Consider the following 20,960-nt stretch of genomic DNA (forward strand, 5'->3'; position numbering starts at 1 on the left):
CGGGCAACCCGATTAGCCAAAACGATTGTCCCGCGGGAAACCACGAGGGGCCATGCGCCCCGCGCTGGCACGCTTGCCGGTCCACTCGGTCAGGTCGGCTTCGGTGCGTGTGCGCCCTGCCGGATCATGCCAGCTTAGCCCGTCGGCGCGCATGAAAGTCGTCGCATCAGACATGCCGCCGTCTTTGTATTTTTGCAGCCGCACACCTTTGCCGCGCGCCATTTCGGGCAGTTCGTCCAGACCGAACACAAGCACTTTGCGGTTCTCGCCTACCACGGCAACAGTATCGCCTGCGATGGGGGCGCAGATCATTGCTTTGACATCGCCGCGCACATTCAGAACCTGTTTACCACTGCGGGTCTGCGCCAGAACTTCGTCCTCTGGCACCACGAAGCCATCGCCAGCGGATGACGCCACAAGCAGTTTGCGACCGGCCTTGTGAATGAAAATATCAACAATTTGCACGTCATTGGGCAAATCAACCATCAAACGCAGCGGTTCACCCATGCCACGCCCGCCCGGCAGGGTCGCGGCAGACAAGGTATAAAAACGCCCGTTTGACCCGAACACCAACAAACGGTCGGTCGTTTCGGCGTGAAAGATAAAACGCGGTCCATCGCCGTCTTTGAATTTCAGCTCGCGGTTCAGGTCGATATGGCCGGTCATCGCCCGGATCCAGCCCATTTCGGAACAGACGACAGTGATCGGTTCACGGTCGATCATCGCCTCAAGAGGCACCTCTTCGATTTCGCCCGCTTCGGCAAAGGTCGTGCGGCGCTTGCCGATATTCTTGCCGTCCAGCGTCCAGTCTTTGCCGAACTGCTTTTTGGTGGCGCGCAGCTGGTCAATGATGCTGTCCCATTGCAAGGCATCATTGTCCAACAAGTCCTCAAGACCGGCGCGTTCTTCCATCAATTCGGATTGTTCGCGCAGCAGCTCCATCTCTTCGAGACGGCGCAGCGACCGCAGACGCATGTTCAAAATCGCGTCGGCCTGAACCTCGGACAGGGAATTTTCAGTCGTCGGCGCAGGCGGCACGTAATCGGCTTCGTCCATCGCGCGAACGTGTTTCTTACCCCAATCCTCGGCCATCAAGGCGGCTTTGGGGTCCTCGTCATAGCGGATGATATCAATAACACGGTCAAGGTTCAGGAAGGCGACGATAAAGCCTTCCAACACCTCAAGCCGGTGGTCGATCTTTTCCATCCGGTGGGCCGAACGACGCTGCAATACTTCGCGGCGGTGATCCAGGAAAGCGCGCAGCACTTCCTTCATCGAGCAGACTTTCGGCGTCAGCCCGTCGATCAACACGTTCATGTTCAGCGAAAACCGCACCTCAAGGTCAGAGCTGCGGTACAGCATCCCCATCAACACCTCCGGGTCCACGTTTTTCGAGCGCGGCTCAAGGATCAGGCGGATATCTTCGGCCGATTCGTCGCGGACATCCGCAAGGATCGGTATTTTCTTGAGCTGGATCAGTTCGGCGATCTTTTCGATCAGCTTGGATTTCTGGACCTGATAGGGGATTTCGGTGACGACAATCTGCCATACACCACGCCCCAGATCTTCGACCTCGTAGCGGCAGCGCAAACGAAAGCCGCCCTTGCCCGTGCGATAGGCGTTGGCGATATTTTCCGCCGGCTCGACGATAATCCCGCCGGTGGGGAAATCGGGGCCAGGTACGAAATCAAGCAACTTGTCATCGCCGGCATTCGGGAATTTGATCAGGTGAATACACGCATCCACCAGTTCCGTGATGTTATGCGGCGGAATGTTGGTCGCCATGCCCACGGCAATACCGGACGATCCATTCGCCAGCAGGTTCGGGAATTGTGCAGGCAACACGACCGGTTCGGTCAGCGTGCCGTCATAGTTCTCGCGAAAATCAACGGCGTTTTCGTTCAGCCCTTCCAGCATCGCCTCGGCGACGGCGGTCATGCGGGCTTCGGTATAGCGGCTTGCGGCGGGGTTATCGCCGTCAATGTTGCCAAAGTTACCCTGCCCGTCGACCAGCGGGTAGCGCACGTTGAAATCTTGCGCCAAACGCGCCATCGCATCGTAAATCGCCGCATCGCCATGGGGGTGATAGTTGCCCATCACGTCGCCGGAAATTTTGGCCGATTTGCGGAAGCCGCCTGTCGAACTCAGCCGCAGCTCGCGCATGGCATAAAGGATTCGGCGGTGAACCGGCTTTAACCCGTCGCGGGCATCCGGCAATGCGCGGTGCATAATCGTCGACAATGCATAGGTCAGATAGCGGTCACCCAGCGCAATGCGCAGTGGCTCGGACACATTCCGAGGATCAAGCTGTGGCGGGTCGGTAACATCTGACATGAATGCTGTTTAGCCAAGCGTGCGTGACGCGGCAAGCGGCTGTTTGCATGAAACGGGTGTTGGACGCTATCCAACTGTCACCGTCCTGCAACGTTCTCAAGTTTCTGGGAACCGATAGGCGCAATCCGTGTTAAACTTGATAAAAGAGTATTTTGGAGGATGCCAGCTGCATGGCGTCCGGACCGCTGCTACACTGGGAACGCGACAATGAAACGGTTTATACTGTTGACCTTCGGCTTTTTGGGCTGGGCTTTTTATGAAATGAGCGGCGGCGCTGATTTCGAACCTGCCAGTGCCCAACGCGCTGCAGCTTCGCCTGCTCCGCAAAGCATTGAAACGGCCGAACCAACCCCAAAGGTTGCCTCCCTAGCCCCTCAGGCTGTTGAACAGAAACTTGCCAAAATCGTGCCGGTCGACACAACACCACCCGGGTTTGAGGGTGCCGAAACAATTGCTGTCGCCAAAACGGAAGAGGTAAGCCGGGTATCGGTCAGTCTGACCACCGTGGAGAATGCGGTTATACAGGCCGAGGCCCCGTTGGTGAACGACGTGAGCCTTGTCCCCGTAAATGCAGGCAGCCTGATATCCAGCCAGGACACACCCGCAATCATTCCCAGCCTGATCACGCCCGATGACACGGGCGCTGCGACCATCAACGCCAGCGGATCGGGCGATTTGCGGTCGGTCGCAGGCAACAGTGTAAATGTGCGCGGCGGGCCGGGCACGGAATACGGCATTGTCTCTCGCCTGACGCGTGGTGAAACGGTCGAAATCATCAGCGATGACGGAAGCGGCTGGGTTCAGATGCGCCCCCTGAACGGTGGCCCCGAGGGCTGGATGGCTGATTTTCTGCTCACCGACAGCTAAGGCGCGTTGCTATCAACACCACAACACGCAATGAAAGGCCTCCAGCATGGGGGCCTTTTTTATGACCGCGAAAACCGTTTTGATGACCGGATGTTCGTCCGGGATCGGATATGCCGCTGCACATGGCATGCGTGCGCGGGGGTGGCGTGTCTTTGCTGCCTGCCGCCAGCAAGCAGACTGTGACCGGCTTGCCGCCGAAGGCTTTGACAGCCCGTTGCTCGATTACACAGACACGGCAAGCATCCACGCGGCATTGAACCATGTGCTGGTCGAGACAGGCGGCACACTGGATGCGCTGTATAACAACGGCGCTCATGGCACACCCGGTGCCGTCGAAGACCTGCCGACAGACGCGCTGCGCGAGATTTTTGAGAGCAATTTTTTCGGCTGGCATGAACTGACCCGCGCTGTCTTGCCGGTCATGCGGGCCCAAGGGCACGGACGGATCGTGCAATGTTCATCGGTGTTGGGTTTTGTCACAATGCCGTGGCGCGGGGCTTATAACTCTACGAAATTCGCGCTCGAAGGGCTGACGGATACGCTCAGAATCGAGATGCGCGACACACCGATCCACATCGTTTTGATCGAACCGGGCCCTGTGACGTCGAAAATCCGCGTGAATTCGATCCCGCATTTCGAACGCTGGATCAACTGGGAGGCATCCCCGCGCAGGGATCAGTATGAAAGCAAGCTCAGAAAACGCCTCTACGAAAGCAGCGGGCCGGACACATTTGAACTGCCCCCCGAAGCCGTCGTGAAAAAGCTGGTTCATGCGTTAGAGGCTCCCAAGCCCCGCCCGCGATATTATGTCACGACCCCGACCTATATTTCGGGCATTTTACGGCGGATATTGCCCACGCGGGCGCTCGACTGGGTCCTGGCGCGGTAAATTCGGGTTGCGCTACGCGTTTGCCCCGCTACATCTGGGCGTAATATAAAGGAAACCCCATGCCTTCAGATCCTCTTTTCATCCTTGTCGTCATCGCGGTGCTGGCCGTTGTGATCATCCTGATCATGGGGCTGGGCGGTTTTGCTGGCGGCGGTGCCTTTAACAAGCGCAATTCGAACAAACTGATGCGCATGCGGATTATCGCCCAGTTTATCGCAGTCGTTTTGATCCTAATTTATGTATATTTCCGTAAGGATGCTGGCTGATGGTCGTTTTGAACAAAATCTACACCCGTACCGGCGACAAAGGCGACACGGCCCTTGGCAATGGATCGCGCGTTCCCAAACATAACGCGCGGGTCGAGGCATATGGCACCGCTGACGAATTGAACTGTTTTGTCGGTGTGGCGCGTCTGGCGGCGACAGGTGAAACGGACATTGCACTGTCGCGCATCCAGAACGATCTGTTTGATGTTGGCGCAGATTTATGCCGCCCCGACATGAGCGCCGATGCCAAAGCTGAATACCAGCCCCTGCGCATCGCCCCCGAACAGGTGGACCGGCTGGAACGTGAAATCGACGTGATGAACAAAGAGCTTCAGGCCTTGCGCAGCTTTATCCTGCCCGGCGGTAGCGAACTGGCCGCGCATCTGCATGTCTGTCGCACAGTGGCGCGGCGTGCTGAACGTCTGACCGTTCTGCTGGCGGAACAAGAAGACGTAAACGAGGCCGTCGTGCGCTATCTGAACCGCCTAAGCGACTGGTTTTTTGTGGCCGCCCGTATGGCGAATAACAGTGGCAAGGACGATGTCCTGTGGGTGCCAGGGGCAAATAGATAACAAAAGCAGCTTGAAACGCCGCGTCCAAAGGACGTGAAACGCCGTTTTTTTGCTGTTTTGATCCGAAATGCTTCGTTACACACACGAAGAGTTCAAATGACTTGGGCCAAACTTCCGAGTCGTAAACTGAGGAGAGATAACGCCCATGAAGGTATTGGTACCTGTAAAGCGCGTGATCGACTACAACGTAAAAGTGCGCGTAAAAGCGGACGGCACGGGTGTTGATCTTGCCAACGTAAAAATGTCTATGAACCCGTTCGACGAGATTTCCGTCGAGCAGGCGATCCGCCTGAAAGAGGCCGGTCAGGTTGATGAAATCGTCGTTGTATCCATCGGCGTAAAGCAATCGCAAGAAACACTGCGGACCGCCTTGGCTATGGGCGCTGACCGGGCAATTCTGGTTGTCGCAACCGACGATGTTCACAATGACATCGAACCGCTGGCCGTTGCCAAAATTCTCAAGGCGATTGTGGACGAAGAACAGCCCGGGCTGGTTCTGTGTGGCAAACAAGCGATCGACAACGACATGAACGCAACAGGCCAGATGCTGTCTGCCCTTCTGGGCTGGTCGCAGGCAACCTTTGCTTCCAAAGTCGAAATCGAAGGCGACAACGCCGTTGTCACCCGTGAAGTTGACGGTGGTTTGCAAACGATCAAGGTGTCGATGCCGACAGTTGTGACTGTTGATTTGCGCCTGAACGAACCGCGCTATGCGTCTTTGCCAAACATCATGAAGGCCAAGAAAAAGCCGATGGATGAAAAGACCCCTGCCGATTACGGCGTCGAGGTCGGCAACCGTCTGGAAATCCTGAAAACTGTCGAGCCAGCAGAACGTGCCGCCGGTATCAAAGTTGATAGCGTCGATGCGCTTGTGGCGAAACTCAAAGAAGCGGGGGCTGTGTAATGGCTGTTCTACTCCTTGCAGAAGTAACCGATGGCGAACTGGCGATGGATGCGACCGCAAAAGCGGTCACAGCAGCCAAGCAAATCGGCGACGTAACCGTATTGTGCGCCGGCAGCTCTGCTGCGGCAGCGGGCGAAGCGGCAGCCAAGATCGATGGCGTGTCCAAGGTTATCGTTGCTGAAGACGCATCTTTGGGTCACCGCCTGGCCGAATCGACAGCGGCACTGATCGTGTCGATGGCCGGCGATTACGACCACATCGTTGCTCCCGCCACGACCGACGCAAAAAACGTGATGCCACGCGTTGCGGCGCTGCTGGATGTGATGATCATCTCTGACGCTTCCGGCGTCGTGGATGCAGACACATTCGAGCGTCCGATCTATGCCGGCAACGCTGTTCAGACGGTTAAATCCTCTGATGCGAAAAAGGTTATCACCTTCCGTACATCGACCTTCGACGCGGCCGGAACCGGTGGTTCTGCCTCGATCGAGACGATTTCGGCAGTTGCTGACCCTGGTCTGTCCTCCTGGTTGGAAGATCACGTCGCAGCCAGCGACCGCCCCGAGCTGACGTCGGCTGGTGTGGTTGTTTCCGGTGGCCGTGGTGTCGGCTCAGAGGAAGACTTTGCCCTGATCGAGAAGCTGGCGGACAAACTGGGTGCCGCCGTTGGCGCGTCACGTGCTGCGGTCGATTCGGGCTATGCCCCGAACGATTGGCAAGTGGGCCAAACCGGCAAGGTCGTTGCGCCACAGCTTTATGTCGCCGTCGGTATTTCCGGCGCAATCCAGCATCTGGCCGGCATGAAAGACAGCAAAATCATCGTCGCAATCAACAAAGACGAAGAAGCGCCGATTTTTCAGGTTGCCGACTTCGGGTTGGTCGCCGACCTGTTCGAAGCCGTGCCTGAGCTGATCGAAAAGCTGTAAGCCACTTTAGACGCTATTCGCAAAAGGCCCGTCAGAAATGGCGGGCCTTTTCGCATTTGCGCGGTTAGCCAAGCGCCGCAATGGCCTGCGCCACTGCAGCGGCCGCTTCCTCGTGAGCACACACATTGGGGAGCCCCTGCGCGATATGTGCCTCAAGAGGGGTGAAAACCATGCCTTCGGTTCCCTCTTCGCGGGCCGCTTTGGAGGGGACAACGACCACGACACTGGTCACGTAAGGTGATATTTCGTCGATCATTGCGCGTGTCACAAACAACGGGTCCTCCCCAAGTCCATCACAGGGAAGTACGCCCTCGCTCGGGGGGTGATCGGCAAACCATAGCAATATGACCTTGCCTCGCATCTGCCCCACCAGCAGCCGCATTCGGGCAACCCACGCAGATTGCAGTTCTTTATGGATCGTTTCAAACCGGTCCGGGGACACTTTTTTCAGGGTCGTCAGCATGTGCTTGTTAAAGTGAAATTCCGAGAAATCAATTTCCCGATAAATGGTCTTGAGCAAATCAGACGGGGCCACGAACCGGTCATTGCGGCGGGGATGAACCGAATAGAACCGGTTGGTCATGTTTTGCGCGCCCATCACCTGAACCACCGTAATCATCGCCCCGGCCGTCGCCATGGGAATGTAAGGATCACGGGAAAACACATCGATGCCAGCGTTCATGCAGCCAAAGTTGACGCACCGCTGGCCGGTTTCATCCTCTACCAACTTGGAAAACGGCTTTTCGATGAAACGGCCATAGGTTTCGGTCCCGCCAACGAAGGCAATATACGGGCGGTCAAGCTTGCGCCTTGGCCCCCTGAACAGTAATTTTGACGTGCCATATCTGCACGGCAGATAGTCAAGGGCACCCGGCCCCATCGCAATATAGGTCATTACACCCACCTTTATAAACTCACCCAGAAGCGAAGATGGCCGCAAAGGTTTGCGAAGTGCTTAAAGATTGGATTTGCAAGAACTTGTCATGAATTCGGCCCCTTGCAGGCCCTACCTTGTGCGCCCTATGCTGCGCCCAAACAACAAAGGACAGCGCATGGATATCCAGACAATCGGCATCGTTGGAGCGGGCCAAATGGGCAACGGTATTGCGCATGTTATGGCACTTGCAGGGTACGATGTCTTGTTGACCGACGTCAGCGCAGACGCCTTGCAGGCGGCCATTGACACCATCACCGGCAACCTTGACCGCCAGGTCGGCAGGGGCAAAGTCGCCGAGGCCGATCGCGATGCGGCACTCGCACGTATCAAAACCACCCAAACCCTAAGCGATTTGGGTCAAAGCGATTTGGTGATCGAAGCAGCAACAGAACGCGAAACGGTCAAACAGGCGATTTTCGAGGACCTGATCCCGCATCTAAAACCCACAACGATCCTGACATCCAACACATCGTCGATCTCCATCACGCGGCTTGCCAGCAGGACGGACCGGCCTGAAAAGTTCATGGGGTTCCACTTCATGAACCCCGTGCCTGTGATGCAACTGGTCGAGCTGATCCGCGGCATTGCCACGGACAAGGAAACATTCGCCGCCTGTCAGGCTGTGGTCGACAAGCTGGGCAAAACCGCCGCTTCAGCCGAAGACTTTCCTGCCTTCATCGTTAACCGGATCTTGATGCCGATGATCAACGAAGCCGTCTACACCCTGTACGAAGGCGTCGGATCGGTGAAATCCATCGATAGCTCGCTCAAGCTCGGTGCGAATCACCCGATGGGGCCGCTTGAACTGGCTGATTTTATCGGGCTGGACACCTGCCTGGCCATTATGAACGTACTGCATGATGGATTGGCCGATACAAAATATCGTCCCTGCCCCTTACTTACCAAATACGTCGAAGCGGGCTGGCTTGGGCGCAAAACCCAGCGGGGGTTTTATGACTACCGCGGGGAAGTTCCCGTTCCTACACGGTGATCAAAACACACGCGTCTGGGGGCCAGCCCCCAGACCCCCGGGATTTAGACCCATTTGGAATGAGATCAGTCTTTTAGATTGAGTGTATGGTTGCGCAACCAGGCCATGAAGCCGCGCGGGTCATCTTTGAACGCATCGAGTTGCGCATCGGTCAAAGGGTCACCGACGATCGGGCCCTGAGGTTTATTGCAGGCGTGAACGATTTCATGCAGCAAAAGCCCCTGGCGCAGCATGGGCGAAATTTTGTTTGCGATCTGATAGGCGCGGCTGTTGGACCCCGGAAATTTCATCGGGACAACCTGCGCACCTGAACGGCGGATCATTTTCGCTGTAAACACGTTCCACTCGGCTTCGATTGCCGGCCCGAAATAGGTGCCTGATGAGGCAACAACACCGGACGGGAAGAGTGCGACGACCCCCCCTTCCTTGAGGAAGGACATCGCGTTTGCGCGCATTTCCACCCCCTTGCGTTGGGCATCGGGATCATGTGGGAACGGGACGGGGATCATGTAACTGCCAGCGACTTCGTCAATTGAAGTGAGCAGTGAGCGGGTCAAAATCCGGTAATCCGGGCGTACGCGGCCAATCAGATCCGCAAAGATCATGCCATCCACCATGCCGTGCGGATGGTTCGCGACCACGATAACGGGCCCTGATTTCGGGATCCGGTCCAATTCGTGTTGCGGCGTCGTCAGATCGATGCCCATCGTATCAAGGGCCGCCCGCCAAAAGCCCTGCCCGACGGGTGCGCCGTTTTTCTCGAACTTGCGGATCATACGTAAAATAGCAAACTTGCCGGTGAAAAGCTCGATCAGGCTGATGACACGTGACTTGACCGGATGATCAAAGGTCGACGCATAAGACAGGCTGCGGCGATCATATTTGGTGAAAGAGACGGTATCCACATCCCTTTCGCCCACTTGCCGCGCTTGGATGGAGTGCGTTTCATCGATCAAATCGAAGGGCCCCTGACGCTAATCTGTTCATCCGCATATCCTCGAGACCCTAGTGGCCTTCGCCGAATTTGTCGGCCACCAGGACTGTCAATGCCTCGGCAAGTGCATCCTGATCGGGGCCAGAGGTCTGCACATCAATGGTTGTCCCCTTGGAGGCTGCCAGCATGAGCAATCCCATGATACTGTCCCCGGAGGCGGACATGCCGTCCTTGCTGACCTCTGCACGGGCGTCGAACGCTTCGACGACCTCGACCAGCTTGGCAGACGCGCGGGCATGCAGCCCTTTTTCGTTGACGATCTTCAGTGAAACTTGGGTCATCTCGGGGCCTTGCTATCCTGCACTGACATTTTGGCTGTCAATATATTTTCGACCCGCAGCAAGCGCTGCGCGCACCGCTTCGGGAACATCGAGGTCGCGTGATTTGGCCAGCTTAATCAGCATCGGCAAATTGGCACCATAGATAATGCGCCGGTCATCCGGGCGACAGGCCATCAAACTGAGGTTGGAGGGGGACCCGCCGAACAGATCCGTCACGACCACAACCCCGTCGCCTGTGTCGACCGCGTTTGCGGCTTCGCAGATTTCCTGCTCTTTCGCTGCCCGGTCATGATCTGCGGCAATCGAGATCGCGCGGACACCATTTTGGGACCCAACGACATGTTCGATCGCGGCCAAGTATTCTTTGGCCAGCCCCCCATGTGCTACGATTACAATCCCTATCAACGCGCCGTCTCTTCCCGCTTTTTCTGATCCAGTTCGCGGTGCCTAATTGACACCTGCCAGCCCGCTTCCGCAAGACTGAAAGCGTGGGCTTCGGCCAAAGTCACCGAACGATGTTGCCCGCCCGTACACCCAAACGCGATTGACATGTGGGATTTCCCTTCTGACTTGCAAGCGGGCAAAATCAAAAGGCTTAGGTCGAGGACCTGTTTCGCGAAAGTCTGATACAGCGGGTCTTGCTTGACGTAGGCCTGAACAGCCTCGTCCGTGCCATTCAAGCCCCTCAGTCTCGGCTCCCAAAAGGGGTTTCGCAGAAACCGGCAATCAAAGACCATATCGACGCTGCGCGGCAGGCCCCGTTTGTAAGAAAAGGATTGAACGGAAACACTCAGGTGGTGGGACCCGCCAGCCGCGAACCAATGTTCGACTTCTTCGCGAAGCTGGTGAATGTTGAGATCGCTTGTATTGATCAGGATATCGGCCTGGGCACGTACCGCCGCAAGGAGCTCTTTTTCAATCCTGATCCCTTCAGAGGGTGCATCCGACAGGGCTAACGGATGACGCCTTCGGGTTTCCGAGAAGCGTTGCAGCAACACATGTGTCGCGCAATCCAGATACAGCAGTTCCACCTGTATCTCTGGGCGCGCACGCATCTTGGCGATGACGTCGTTTACCGTATCGGTCGAGAAATCGCGATTTCTGGGATCAATTCCCAAAGCCATCGGTCGTATTTGGTCGGGCGCATCAAGCAAGGCCAACAACATCCGCAAAGGAATGTTATCAATCACCTCAAAACCTGCGTCCTCAAGAACGTTAAGGGTAGAGGAACGGCCGGCACCCGCAGGTCCGGTCACCAAAACAACGCGTCTGATTTTTTTGATGGGATCACTCATTGCGCTGTGGTTGCATATTCTTGAGGAAGAGTAAAAGGGCCGCTGCGAACTGTGGCCCATCAATTTTGTGTAAACACGGCAAGCTATGCCCGATCAGCTCTATCCGGTGAGGCTCGGGGAGCCGCTCTTGTTCATTGCGCCCCATATCAACAGCCAGACAGATTGGGACGTCACGGTCAAAAGGCACGGTCAGAATTCCCACACCCCTTGCTTCAATCATGCCAGCAATCGTGGGCGGGCAATTCGCGATCAAACCTTGCGGCGTCAGTGTCAGCCTTGTTTGGTCATCAGAGACCAAGACAGCGCCCAGTGCCAAAAGTTGCAACGCCAGCGCGGATTTCCCGGAACCGGAAGGCCCCAAAATGATAAGCCCACGGCCATCAAGGCTCACCGTTGTCGCGTGAATAGTCTGTTCATCTGTGGGCAGGTCAGCCACGTCTTAGATGGGCAAGCCTACGACAAAGCGCGCGCCAAGCGGCTCTGACGTGATATCTGCCTCGGTTGGACGAATGTTTTCAGCCCAGATAACACCGCCATGTGCCTCGACGATCTGTTTTGAGATAGCCAGGCCAAGGCCCGAGTTATTGCCGAAATGTTCGTCGGGCCGCTGGGAATAAAACCGTTTGAAGATCTTGGACAGGGCCTGATCGGGGATACCGGGACCTGTGTCTTCGACAACGACAAGGACACGGTTTTCACGCTTGCGCGCCCAAACACGGATCGCGTCACCATCCTCGCAAAAGGATGCAGCGTTGGTAATCAGGTTAACGAACACCTGGGCCAGCCGAGCCTCCAGCCCATGGACGATGATCGGCTCACTGGGCAGATCCGTGATGAAATCGATGCCTTTCTTTCGAGCATCCTCGCCCAGATATTGCGCCAGATTACCAATCATCGAGAGGAGATCGAACGGTTCTTCCTCTTCTTTGACCAATTCACTGTCCAAACGCGACGCGTTTGAAATGTCGCTGACCAACCGGTCAAGCCGCCGCACGTCGTGGTCGATAACATCCAGAAGCTTGTCGCGCTGGTCTTCGCGCTTGATCAATCGCAGCGTCCCAACAGCAGAACGCAAGGACGCGAGCGGATTTTTAATTTCATGCGCCACATCAGCCGCAAACTGTTCGTTGCCGTCAATTCGGTTATAAAGCGCCGATACCATCCCGCGCAATGCGCCAGAGAGCCTGCCGATTTCATCAGGGCGGGCGGTCAGATCGGGAATGCGGATGCGGCCGGGGTTCATTTTCCGCGCATCTTTGTCACGACCCAGTTCGGCCGCCGCAGCCAGATCGGCCAGCGGATTGGCAATCGTCGAGGCCAACACAAGGCTGAGACCGATAGAAACGAGAGTCGCGATCACGAACATTTGCAGCACGCGTTCGCGTTCGCCGTGGACAAGCTTGTCGATTTCACCGGCAGCAGAGGTGACAGCAACGACGCCAATTGGCACGCCGTTTTGCGAAATCGGCGTGGTCACGGTAAACAAAGTGCCGCCCACTGCATCAATATTGTTATGAATTTGTGTTCCGCTGCCAAGCGATCCTGCGACCATCGCCTTCAACTGATCCTCAATCAACAAGACGTCGGCAGGTGCGCTCTCACCAAACGGATGAGATACCTTTGACCAAAGCCAGCTCAGCCCGTCCGTCAAAAGCGTTTTTCTGGGCTGGCCGCCTGCCGCCTTGGGCGAACGCCCTTCAGACCGCGCCAAAAGGCTGCCGTCAGGGGCATAAACGAATACTTCGATGCCACTGCGCAGGTCCAGCCGCTCAAGGCTCGCGGCCGTATCAACGGGGGCATTCGTCGCCAGATCGACAATCCCATCTGCCGGCAACTGCGCCTCGAAGATATCCGCGATCAGTTCCGCTTCGGATACCAGGGACGCGCCCCGTTGGACCGCAAGGCTGTCGCGAGAGGAGTTGAGGTACAAGATACCCGCAACCAGAACATTCAACGCAATGAGGTTAAATGTAATGATTTTGCGCGTAAGCGGCGACCCCCGTAAAGAAAACAGCCCCCGACGTGCACGGTGACTACGCAATTCATCGGTCGCGGTTTTGTCCGGGGCGACCCAATCGTCGCCCAGCACAACATCGCCGTCCCGAACATTGGTGGCCGTGTCTCGCACAAAATTCCTCTCGGCAATCGCCATGCTTCAGATCAATCCTCGTTATATCTGTAGCCGATACCGTAAAGCGTCTCAATCGCCGAGAACGAGTCGTCGGCGGTGCGCATCTTCTTGCGCAGGCGTTTGATGTGGCTATCGATGGTGCGGTCGTCGACGTTAACCTGATCGTCATAGGCCACATCCATCAACTGATCGCGCGATTTCACAAATCCCGGACGCTGCGCCAAGGCCTGCAACAGCAGGAATTCGGTAACCGTTAAGGAAACGTCGTTACCCTTCCAGCTGACCGCATGGCGAAGCGGGTCCATCCGCAGATCGCCACGGTCGATAACCTTGGTCTCTTCGGTATCGCCGACTTCATTCGTCTCAACGGCTTCCTGGCGACGCAGAAGCGCGCGGATGCGTTCAACTAACAGTCTTTGGCTAAAGGGTTTTTTGACATAGTCGTCGGCCCCCATGCGCAGACCAAGCACCTCGTCGATCTCGTCATCTTTGGATGTCAGGAAAATCACCGGCATTGCCGTCTTCTGGCGCAACCGCTGCAACAAATCCATGCCATCCATCCGGGGCATCTTGATATCCAGTACCGCCATGTCCGGAAGCTTCTTGTTGAAAGCGTCCAGCGCGGCCTGACCATCGTTATAGGTTTCTACCTCGAAACCTTCGGCTTCTAGAGTCATCGAAACTGACGTCAGGATATTCCTGTCGTCATCCACCAATGCAATTCTGGACATCGCCTGTTTCCTTATACTGCTCAATTATCATTTTTTCTTTTACTGATCATCAATTTGCAGCGCCGAATCAATCCCAAACTGCGAATCACCCCAGCTTCCGGCCCTAATTCCGCCATAATTTAGTTAGGAATGACTAAATTGCCGCACTTGATGTGTCATAAATGCAAAACATGCCTTTGCGTAAACCCGCTCGTTTTGGCGGCCGGCTCACAAAGAAGGGGATGATGGCGCTAACTGCGTCAAAGCCGCCTGTTCATATTGTAAATTGACGTGCTAAGAGGCCCCTACGGTCGATCAGACCAAGCATTTTGTGCACTAACTGGCGTCAAATCCCGACGCAGCTACAGGAGACATCACATGACATTAGGCCGCGTAAATCCGCAATTCCGCCTCGAAGACCAAGGCATGAGCGGGCTAGGTAATGTCTATTACAACATGATCGAACCTGCGCTGGTGGAAGCCGCGCTCAAGCGCGACGAGGGGACATTGGGCAAAGGTGGCGCGTTTCTGGTCACAACCGGAAAGTTCACAGGCCGGTCCCCCAAGGATAAACATGTCGTAAAAACCGACAGCGTTGCCGATACGATCTGGTGGGAAAACAACGCCGCAATGTCAACCGAAGGGTTTGACGCGTTGCACAAAGACATGCTGGCCCACATGCAGGGCCGCGATTACTTTGTGCAGGATCTGGTAGGCGGCGCTGACCCGAAACACGCAATCAACGTGCGGATGGTAACCGAGCTGGCCTGGCACGGCCTGTTTATCCGCCACATGCTGCGCCGCCCCGAGCGGGAGGCGCTGAACGACTTCATCGCTGACTTTACTGTCATCAACTGCCCCAGTTTCTCGGCCGATCCCGCCAAGCATGACTGCCGGTCCGAAACCGTGATCGCGATGAACTTTGACAAAAAGCTGATCCTGATCGGCGGCACTGAATACGCGGGCGAAAACAAAAAATCCGTCTTTACCCTGCTGAACTATCTGTTGCCGGAAAAAGGCATCATGCCAATGCACTGCTCGGCCAACCACGCCACAGGCAACCCGGTCGATACGGCTGTGTTCTTTGGTTTGTCGGGAACGGGCAAAACCACCCTTTCCGCCGACCCGGGCCGCACCCTGATCGGCGACGACGAACACGGCTGGTCAAACAACGGCACGTTCAACTTTGAAGGGGGATGTTACGCCAAGACCATCAACCTGAGCCGTGAAGCAGAGCCCGAGATTTACGCCACGACCGAAAAATTCGCCACCGTGATCGAAAACATGATCTTTGACGAAGAGACCAAAGAGCTCGACTTTGACGATGATTCACTGACCGCAAACATGCGCTGCGCCTATCCGCTGCACTATATCTCCAATGCATCGGCCAAGGCGACGGGCGGTCATCCCAAGAATATCATCATGCTGACCTGCGATGCATTCGGCGTCCTGCCCCCCATCGCACGGCTGACACCTGCACAGGCGATGTACCACTTCTTGTCCGGGTTCACCTCCAAAGTCGCGGGCACCGAGCGCGGCGTAACCGAGCCCGAGCCAACATTCTCCACCTGCTTTGGCGCACCGTTCATGCCCCGCCGCCCCGAGGTATATGGCAACCTGCTGCGCGAAAAAATCGCAACCCATGGCGCGACATGCTGGCTGGTGAACACCGGCTGGACCGGCGGCGCTTATGGCACGGGCAGCCGTATGCCAATCAAGGCGACACGCGCGCTTTTGACAGCGGCCCTTGAGGGCGCGATGGCAGATGTAGAGTACCGCAAAGACGCGAATTTCGGCTTTCAGGTCCCCGTATCGGTGAACGGCGTTGCCGACATCTTGCTGGACCCACGTCGCACATGGGACAACCCTGAGTCGTACGATCGCCAGGCCGCGAAGCTGGTCAAAATGTTCTCGGAGAACTTTGAACAATATATGCCTTACATCGACGAAGACGTGAAAGCCGCCGCAATCGGTTGATCGTCAGGCGATGAGAAACAAAAAAGAGCCGCAGATTTCTGCGGCTCTTTTTGTTTGATCAGGCGGCCAGTGCCTCGATTTCCTGCAACGGCATTTCTAACAAGAAGCGAATGTCTTCGTTGCTAAGATAACTGAGGAATCCTTCGAGCGGGGTATCATTTCCTTTACGATACCAGCGTAAACTTCCAGGCTCGTTATGCATATAGCCCATGCGCTCAGCAAAGCCCTTATACGCCACCGCCTTTGCCATGAAGCCAAATAGATAGTCCGGCTGCCAGCGATCCATTGCGACCATCATTCCATAGCGCGCCAAAACGGTAGAGAGGCCCGTACCACGATATCTATTCGCATCGCCGCCCATCCAGACTTCACCATGGTAGACGACCGTACCACGAATGCGGTGCGCCCCAGGGCCAGCACGATAACGCGACCGATCCAAGTCAAGGTCGGGTATTGCTGGTGGAAATTCACGAAAGCCCTGCAACATGTATTGGCTTAGCGCCCGCCCCTTCATTCTCAATGTCTTTGCGGCCTGCGTATGCATGAGGGTGCCAGTTTCGTCCCGGGCGACCAGCCAGAACGCATTGCCCTCGTTCAAGTTGTGCAAAGTTGGATCAAAAGGTGCGCCAATCACCTGCTGGGGGCGCTCTTCCTCGAGGATTTTTGAATAGGCCTTAAAATCAGTTCCTACAGATACAGAAATACGGTTTTGAAGCAAAATGTCTTGGCTTGAGGCGAGAAAATGCGCGCCCTCATTCATCATTTGGATCGACATAGCTGGTTCCTTTGCAGACTCATCTCTGCCAAGGTTAGCGCAATTTTATTTCTTCTGCTCGTATTTTGCTAAATTTGTGGAAAATGTCGAATTCACCTCCTGAGGGAAGTCATCCAAATCAATATTTTCGATACCGGATATATTCACGTTTCGATCGGGCTGAACGACAGCGATCAATGCAAATGATCCGTCAGGAAATCTACCTGCCATCATAAGCCGTTTATAACTAATGGGAATTAATTCCCCATCTTCCTCTCTAGGAACAACGGTTGATATGTGGTCCAATCGAACACTGCGCGTATGCAGCACCTCTGTGTAAGGCTGCTCTATCAGCGATGCAAAGTCCTCCCCTCCGGGCATTTTTCCGATTGACCGACCAATGCTGCTCCGCGCCTTGGTCAAACCAAACCATTTTACGTAGAATGATTCTTCGCCAAACTCCACGGAAATCCAGCCCGCTTGCGTCGGTCGGTACACGATGAAATATGGTCGCACATGCGCCATTGCTTCGTGTTCAAGATACCCGCCTGCTAAGGTCCAACCTCTCAAGGATTCTCGCAGAAGGGGCGCTTTGGAGTCGAAAATATCGCTAAGCGGATTTTGCTGCTGGTGGAAATACCATTCTTGTCCGACATTTTTTGAAACGCGCTGAAGGTGGCCGATTTGGGTTGTGCTTCCCTCCAGCCAGTTTCTTGATCTGGCAATCAAATCGCGAGCGTCTTCAAGCATTTCATTGCCTTTCATTGCCTTCAGAGGTAATTTCGTACCTTCGGTCATTGACAATGAACAATTGACGACCCGTCAATTCCTCCAAAAGACTGATGTGCCGCCTGACTGTTTGGCGGGTACTTTCCAGCTGTAAAACCGCCTGACTGAGGTTGAGCGTATCAGCCAAGGTGACGAAGGACCGGATCATTTCGTACAGCAAGGCAGGCGCTTTCACGCGCTGGCTTTCCGGAGCTGCGATTGTTGATTCTTTATTCATGATGGCTCTATGGTAAATTAATAATACGTTAATGTCTTATAGATAACACATACAGGGTGAATTGATAACCACAAATTGAACGAAACTACCCAATTGATCGGAATACGAGTTCTAGCGATGAATAAGTAACGACAACCAGAGGTATTAGTGAATATGTCCCATCCCGTAGATGTCCACGTAGGAAAAAAGCTGAAGCAAATCCGCACCCTACGTCGCCTATCTCAGACAGATGTTGCCAAGCAGCTTAATCTGTCTTTCCAGCAAATCCAAAAATATGAAATCGGATCAAACCGCGTTGCTGCCAGCCGTCTTTTTGAACTGTCTCTTATTTTAGACGTTGCACCATCGTACTTTTTCGAAGGTCTGCACGATAACACAAATGATGCGCCCAAAAGCGATCCGAGCGTTGAAATCGTAAGCGCATTGGCATCGATCAAGGATGACGCCGTCAAATCGCGTATCGTGACATTCATCGAAGACGTTTCCGGCGTCACCGTTGCGCGCCAAGGCTAGCGCGTCAGCCCATCAGGCCCCGGCGTACCAAGTTCACGCCGGCAATTAAAAGAATGACAAGCGTCGCTTTGCGAAACGACGCCTGATCGATTCGATCCATGATCTGGCTGCCGAGCCACATTCCGGCAAGTGCAGGCACGATCATGGCGATTGAAAACGGGACGGTCTCGGACCGCAAGACGCCTGATCCGAAATGCGCAAACAACAGTGCAACCGCGCCAAGCCCGTAAATAACCCCCTGAACCCGCATCTGATCTTGCTTTGCTGTGCCAAGCGCCGTCAGATATGCGACCGTTGGTGGCCCCCATACACCCGACACACCGCCCACAGCACCGGCAAAACCGCCGACAAGCACCTCAACCTTGGTTGATCGCTGCGCAAGCGTGAATGACCGCCCGCTGAGCTGCCAAAGGGCAAACAGCGTAATCGGCACCCCGATCACCAGTACCATCACCTGCGTTGGCAAAAAACGTACCATTTGTGCAGATAACACCAGCATTATTCCCCCGGATATCAGGAACACCTTAAACATCCGTGTAGATGCCCAGGCCGCCTGCACCCCCTGCCGCAATGCCTGAAACAGGTTTGTGGCCACGGTCGGGAATATCAGCCCTGCCAACGCCAGCTCTGGCGGCAAAAAGAGGGTAAGACCGGAAATCAGGACCAAAGGCATCGCGAATCCCACGACCCCCTTAATAAACCCCGCCACAAGCGCGATACCAAAGGCAAATACCATCTGCTGCGGTGTCAGAAATGCAAAAAATATATCCATAATGCTCTCATATCAGCTGTATTAGCGAACGCACGAAAAATTCATCGCGCAATTTTCAACCAAATTGACGCATTGAAACGTATCTTTATTGTGCTGCACCTGCGAAAGGAGTATCCCCCTCGCAAGCTGGAAAAGGACTCTATGAAATGGCGCATGATGGACAAGACTTGATGATGGGCTCGCAGATCATACTCGATGACCTTCTTGAACTGACAGGCCAGGCATTGGCCCCCGTTGATGAAATTCTTGAACAAGCCAAAGCGTCCGTGCGCAAAATGGTATCCGTTGATGGACGTGTTTCAAACGCACTGGTCGAGGCGAACCAGACCGCTGCGCATGGCCTGGCATGGCTCGCGACATATGCGCAATCCCTGAACCAGATGCATCTCTGGGCAAAAAAACTGTCTGCTGACGGGCACTTCGGCGAAACCGAACAGTTGATCCACCAGATCGCGTTCGGTGAATACCTGTGGCAGATCTTTGGCGGCATCCAGATGAACCAGGGCGAGATTCTGCGCCTTCAGGATATGGGCCTGGGCCAGGATGCACAGCGCGGCCTGATGAACCCGGCAATCCAGAAACTCACGCAAAACGGCAACACCCAAGCCGCCCGCACCCGCTTGGTCGATCTGATGCAGGAACACTCGGCGAATATCATGGTCGGCCGCTCCGGCCTGGACGAAGAGCTCGAGATGATTCGCGAGCAGTTCCGCCGCTATGCCGTCGACAAAGTTGAACCCTTTGCCCATGAATGGCACCTCAAGGACGAACTGATCCCCATCGAAATCATCAACGAACTGGCCGAGATGGGCGTGTTCGGCCTCACCATTCCCGAAGAATACGGCGGTTTCGGCCTGTCCAAAGCATCCATGTGTGTCGTGTCAGAAGAACTTTCGCGTGGCTATATCGGTGTCGGATCGCTCGCCACCCGCTCTGAAATCGCGGCTGAGCTGATCATCGCTGGCGGTACGGACGAACAAAAAGCCAAATGGCTGCCACGGATTTCCAGCGCTGAAACCCTGCCCACTGCCGTGTTCACCGAACCCAACACCGGCTCGGATCTTGGCTCCCTGCGGACCCGTGCCGTGAAAGATGGTGAAAACTATACCATCACTGGAAACAAGACCTGGATCACCCACGCTGCGCGGACCCATGTGATGACGCTGCTGGCGCGCACTGACCCCGACACGACAGATTACAAAGGCCTGTCGATGTTTCTGGCCGAAAAAACGCCCGGCGACGATGCCAACCCCTTCCCTACCGATGGCATGACCGGCGGCGAGATCGAAGTCTTGGGCTATCGCGGCATGAAAGAATATGAACTGGCATTCGACGGCTTTCAGGTAAAAGGCGAAAACCTGTTGGGCGGCGAGGAAGGCAAAGGCTTTAAACAGCTGATGGAAACCTTTGAATCGGCGCGCATCCAAACCGCTGCCCGTGCGATCGGCGTTGCCCAATCTGCGCTGGATATTGCCATGCAATACGCGATCGACCGCAAGCAGTTTGGCAAATCCCTGATCAACTTCCCTCGCGTTTCGTCGAAGCTGGCGATGATGGCGGTGGAAATCATGATCGCCCGTCAGCTGACCTATTTCTCGGCATTCGAAAAAGACGAAGGCCGCCGCTGTGACGTAGAAGCCGGCATGGCGAAACTGCTGGGCGCACGGGTTGCATGGGCCGCAGCCGATAACGGCTTGCAGATTCATGGCGGCAACGGTTTTGCCCTGGAATACAAGATCAGCCGCGTTCTATGTGATGCGCGTATCCTGAATATCTTTGAAGGTGCTGCAGAAATTCAGGCGCAGGTCATCGCGCGTCGCCTGCTTGGTTAACCAATGGCT

At 55.4% G+C, this 20,960-nt stretch carries 23 protein-coding genes; 10 read left to right on the plus strand and 13 right to left on the minus strand.

Features of this window, described 5'->3' with window-relative positions:
• Positions 1 to 12: 12 nt before the first annotated feature.
• On the minus strand, positions 13 to 2,334 hold the full coding sequence (gene parC, locus ACSQ13_RS11915) for a DNA topoisomerase IV subunit A (RefSeq protein ID WP_176250679.1): 2,322 nt from the start codon (positions 2,332 to 2,334) through the stop codon (positions 13 to 15).
• 207 nt (positions 2,335 to 2,541) lie between these two features.
• On the opposite strand from parC, the gene ACSQ13_RS11920 reads away from it, so the two are divergent.
• The 6 genes from ACSQ13_RS11920 to ACSQ13_RS11945 all read left to right on the plus strand — a co-directional run bounded on the left by ACSQ13_RS11920 (position 2,542) and on the right by ACSQ13_RS11945 (position 6,758).
• Positions 2,542 to 3,201 (plus strand): SH3 domain-containing protein, encoded by a 660-nt coding sequence (locus ACSQ13_RS11920; RefSeq protein ID WP_295512835.1) that lies wholly within the window; start codon positions 2,542 to 2,544, stop codon positions 3,199 to 3,201.
• A gap of 61 nt (positions 3,202 to 3,262) precedes the next feature.
• The gene (locus ACSQ13_RS11925) at positions 3,263 to 4,090 is read left to right on the plus strand and encodes an SDR family NAD(P)-dependent oxidoreductase (protein WP_176250681.1); all 828 of its coding nucleotides are present in this window, start codon (positions 3,263 to 3,265) and stop codon (positions 4,088 to 4,090) included.
• Positions 4,091 to 4,149: 59 nt separating this feature from the next.
• Positions 4,150 to 4,356 carry a twin transmembrane helix small protein gene (locus tag ACSQ13_RS11930; RefSeq protein ID WP_176250682.1) on the plus strand — a complete coding sequence of 69 codons (207 nt, stop codon included), beginning with the start codon at positions 4,150 to 4,152 and terminating at the stop codon, positions 4,354 to 4,356.
• A complete protein-coding gene (locus ACSQ13_RS11935) occupies positions 4,356 to 4,928 on the plus strand; it encodes a cob(I)yrinic acid a,c-diamide adenosyltransferase (RefSeq protein WP_176250683.1) in 573 nt (190 codons plus the stop codon). Before ACSQ13_RS11930 ends, ACSQ13_RS11935 begins: the two co-directional genes overlap by 1 nt.
• Positions 4,929 to 5,073: 145 nt before the next feature.
• Positions 5,074 to 5,832 (plus strand): electron transfer flavoprotein subunit beta/FixA family protein, encoded by a 759-nt coding sequence (locus tag ACSQ13_RS11940; RefSeq protein WP_176250684.1) that lies wholly within the window; start codon positions 5,074 to 5,076, stop codon positions 5,830 to 5,832.
• Positions 5,832 to 6,758 (plus strand): electron transfer flavoprotein subunit alpha/FixB family protein, encoded by a 927-nt coding sequence (locus ACSQ13_RS11945; protein ID WP_176250685.1) that lies wholly within the window; start codon positions 5,832 to 5,834, stop codon positions 6,756 to 6,758. The genes ACSQ13_RS11940 and ACSQ13_RS11945 overlap by 1 nt, the downstream gene beginning before the upstream one ends.
• A gap of 64 nt (positions 6,759 to 6,822) precedes the next feature.
• On the opposite strand, the gene ACSQ13_RS11950 is transcribed toward ACSQ13_RS11945, so the two are convergent.
• Complete coding sequence (locus tag ACSQ13_RS11950) at positions 6,823 to 7,653, minus strand: DUF6473 family protein (RefSeq protein ID WP_176250686.1); 831 nt, start codon at positions 7,651 to 7,653, stop codon at positions 6,823 to 6,825.
• 157 nt (positions 7,654 to 7,810) lie between these two features.
• On the opposite strand from ACSQ13_RS11950, the gene ACSQ13_RS11955 reads away from it, so the two are divergent.
• Entirely contained in the window at positions 7,811 to 8,686 is an 876-nt protein-coding gene (locus tag ACSQ13_RS11955; protein WP_176250687.1) for a 3-hydroxybutyryl-CoA dehydrogenase, read from the plus strand.
• Between the two features lie 65 nt (positions 8,687 to 8,751).
• Here the strand turns inward: ACSQ13_RS11955 and ACSQ13_RS11960 are convergent, their stop codons facing one another.
• From ACSQ13_RS11960 to ACSQ13_RS11990, 7 genes are read right to left on the minus strand one after another with little or no spacing between them, the layout of a single operon-like run.
• Complete coding sequence (locus tag ACSQ13_RS11960; RefSeq protein ID WP_435988105.1) at positions 8,752 to 9,642, minus strand: lysophospholipid acyltransferase family protein; 891 nt, start codon at positions 9,640 to 9,642, stop codon at positions 8,752 to 8,754.
• A 49-nt stretch (positions 9,643 to 9,691) separates the two neighbouring features.
• Positions 9,692 to 9,961 carry an HPr family phosphocarrier protein gene (locus ACSQ13_RS11965; RefSeq protein ID WP_176250688.1) on the minus strand — a complete coding sequence of 90 codons (270 nt, stop codon included), beginning with the start codon at positions 9,959 to 9,961 and terminating at the stop codon, positions 9,692 to 9,694.
• Positions 9,962 to 9,973: 12 nt separating this feature from the next.
• Positions 9,974 to 10,366 (minus strand): PTS sugar transporter subunit IIA, encoded by a 393-nt coding sequence (locus tag ACSQ13_RS11970; protein ID WP_176250689.1) that lies wholly within the window; start codon positions 10,364 to 10,366, stop codon positions 9,974 to 9,976.
• Complete coding sequence (gene rapZ, locus ACSQ13_RS11975) at positions 10,363 to 11,256, minus strand: RNase adapter RapZ (protein WP_176250690.1); 894 nt, start codon at positions 11,254 to 11,256, stop codon at positions 10,363 to 10,365. The genes ACSQ13_RS11970 and rapZ overlap by 4 nt, the downstream gene beginning before the upstream one ends.
• On the minus strand, positions 11,249 to 11,692 hold the full coding sequence (locus tag ACSQ13_RS11980; protein ID WP_255200214.1) for an HPr kinase/phosphorylase: 444 nt from the start codon (positions 11,690 to 11,692) through the stop codon (positions 11,249 to 11,251). The genes rapZ and ACSQ13_RS11980 overlap by 8 nt, the downstream gene beginning before the upstream one ends.
• Positions 11,693 to 11,695: 3 nt before the next feature.
• The gene (locus ACSQ13_RS11985; RefSeq protein WP_176250691.1) at positions 11,696 to 13,408 is read right to left on the minus strand and encodes a sensor histidine kinase; all 1,713 of its coding nucleotides are present in this window, start codon (positions 13,406 to 13,408) and stop codon (positions 11,696 to 11,698) included.
• 8 nt (positions 13,409 to 13,416) lie between these two features.
• Positions 13,417 to 14,118: a response regulator transcription factor gene (locus ACSQ13_RS11990; protein WP_295512833.1), complete on the minus strand. Its 702-nt coding sequence runs from the start codon at positions 14,116 to 14,118 to the stop codon at positions 13,417 to 13,419.
• A gap of 357 nt (positions 14,119 to 14,475) precedes the next feature.
• Between ACSQ13_RS11990 and ACSQ13_RS11995 the strand changes: the two genes are divergently transcribed.
• Positions 14,476 to 16,074 (plus strand): phosphoenolpyruvate carboxykinase, encoded by a 1,599-nt coding sequence (locus tag ACSQ13_RS11995; RefSeq protein WP_295512832.1) that lies wholly within the window; start codon positions 14,476 to 14,478, stop codon positions 16,072 to 16,074.
• Positions 16,075 to 16,132: 58 nt separating this feature from the next.
• On the opposite strand, the gene ACSQ13_RS12000 is transcribed toward ACSQ13_RS11995, so the two are convergent.
• The 3 genes from ACSQ13_RS12000 to ACSQ13_RS12010 are packed head-to-tail and all read right to left on the minus strand — an operon-like array spanning position 16,133 to position 17,834.
• Positions 16,133 to 16,849 carry a hypothetical protein gene (locus tag ACSQ13_RS12000; protein WP_295512831.1) on the minus strand — a complete coding sequence of 239 codons (717 nt, stop codon included), beginning with the start codon at positions 16,847 to 16,849 and terminating at the stop codon, positions 16,133 to 16,135.
• Positions 16,850 to 16,894: 45 nt separating this feature from the next.
• Entirely contained in the window at positions 16,895 to 17,626 is a 732-nt protein-coding gene (locus tag ACSQ13_RS12005; protein WP_295512830.1) for a LysR family transcriptional regulator, read from the minus strand.
• The gene (locus ACSQ13_RS12010; RefSeq protein ID WP_295512829.1) at positions 17,580 to 17,834 is read right to left on the minus strand and encodes a helix-turn-helix domain-containing protein; all 255 of its coding nucleotides are present in this window, start codon (positions 17,832 to 17,834) and stop codon (positions 17,580 to 17,582) included. The genes ACSQ13_RS12005 and ACSQ13_RS12010 overlap by 47 nt, the downstream gene beginning before the upstream one ends.
• Before the next feature lie 153 nt (positions 17,835 to 17,987).
• Between ACSQ13_RS12010 and ACSQ13_RS12015 the strand changes: the two genes are divergently transcribed.
• Complete coding sequence (locus ACSQ13_RS12015) at positions 17,988 to 18,347, plus strand: helix-turn-helix domain-containing protein (protein WP_176250695.1); 360 nt, start codon at positions 17,988 to 17,990, stop codon at positions 18,345 to 18,347.
• A 4-nt stretch (positions 18,348 to 18,351) separates the two neighbouring features.
• Here the strand turns inward: ACSQ13_RS12015 and ACSQ13_RS12020 are convergent, their stop codons facing one another.
• Positions 18,352 to 19,119: a sulfite exporter TauE/SafE family protein gene (locus ACSQ13_RS12020; RefSeq protein WP_176250696.1), complete on the minus strand. Its 768-nt coding sequence runs from the start codon at positions 19,117 to 19,119 to the stop codon at positions 18,352 to 18,354.
• Positions 19,120 to 19,265: 146 nt separating this feature from the next.
• Between ACSQ13_RS12020 and ACSQ13_RS12025 the strand changes: the two genes are divergently transcribed.
• Entirely contained in the window at positions 19,266 to 20,951 is a 1,686-nt protein-coding gene (locus ACSQ13_RS12025; RefSeq protein WP_176250697.1) for an acyl-CoA dehydrogenase family protein, read from the plus strand.
• Positions 20,952 to 20,960 lie beyond the last annotated feature (9 nt).

The sequence above is a fragment of the Sulfitobacter sp. SH22 genome (genome assembly GCF_965641905.1).
Taxonomy (GTDB): Bacteria; Pseudomonadota; Alphaproteobacteria; order Rhodobacterales; family Rhodobacteraceae; genus Sulfitobacter.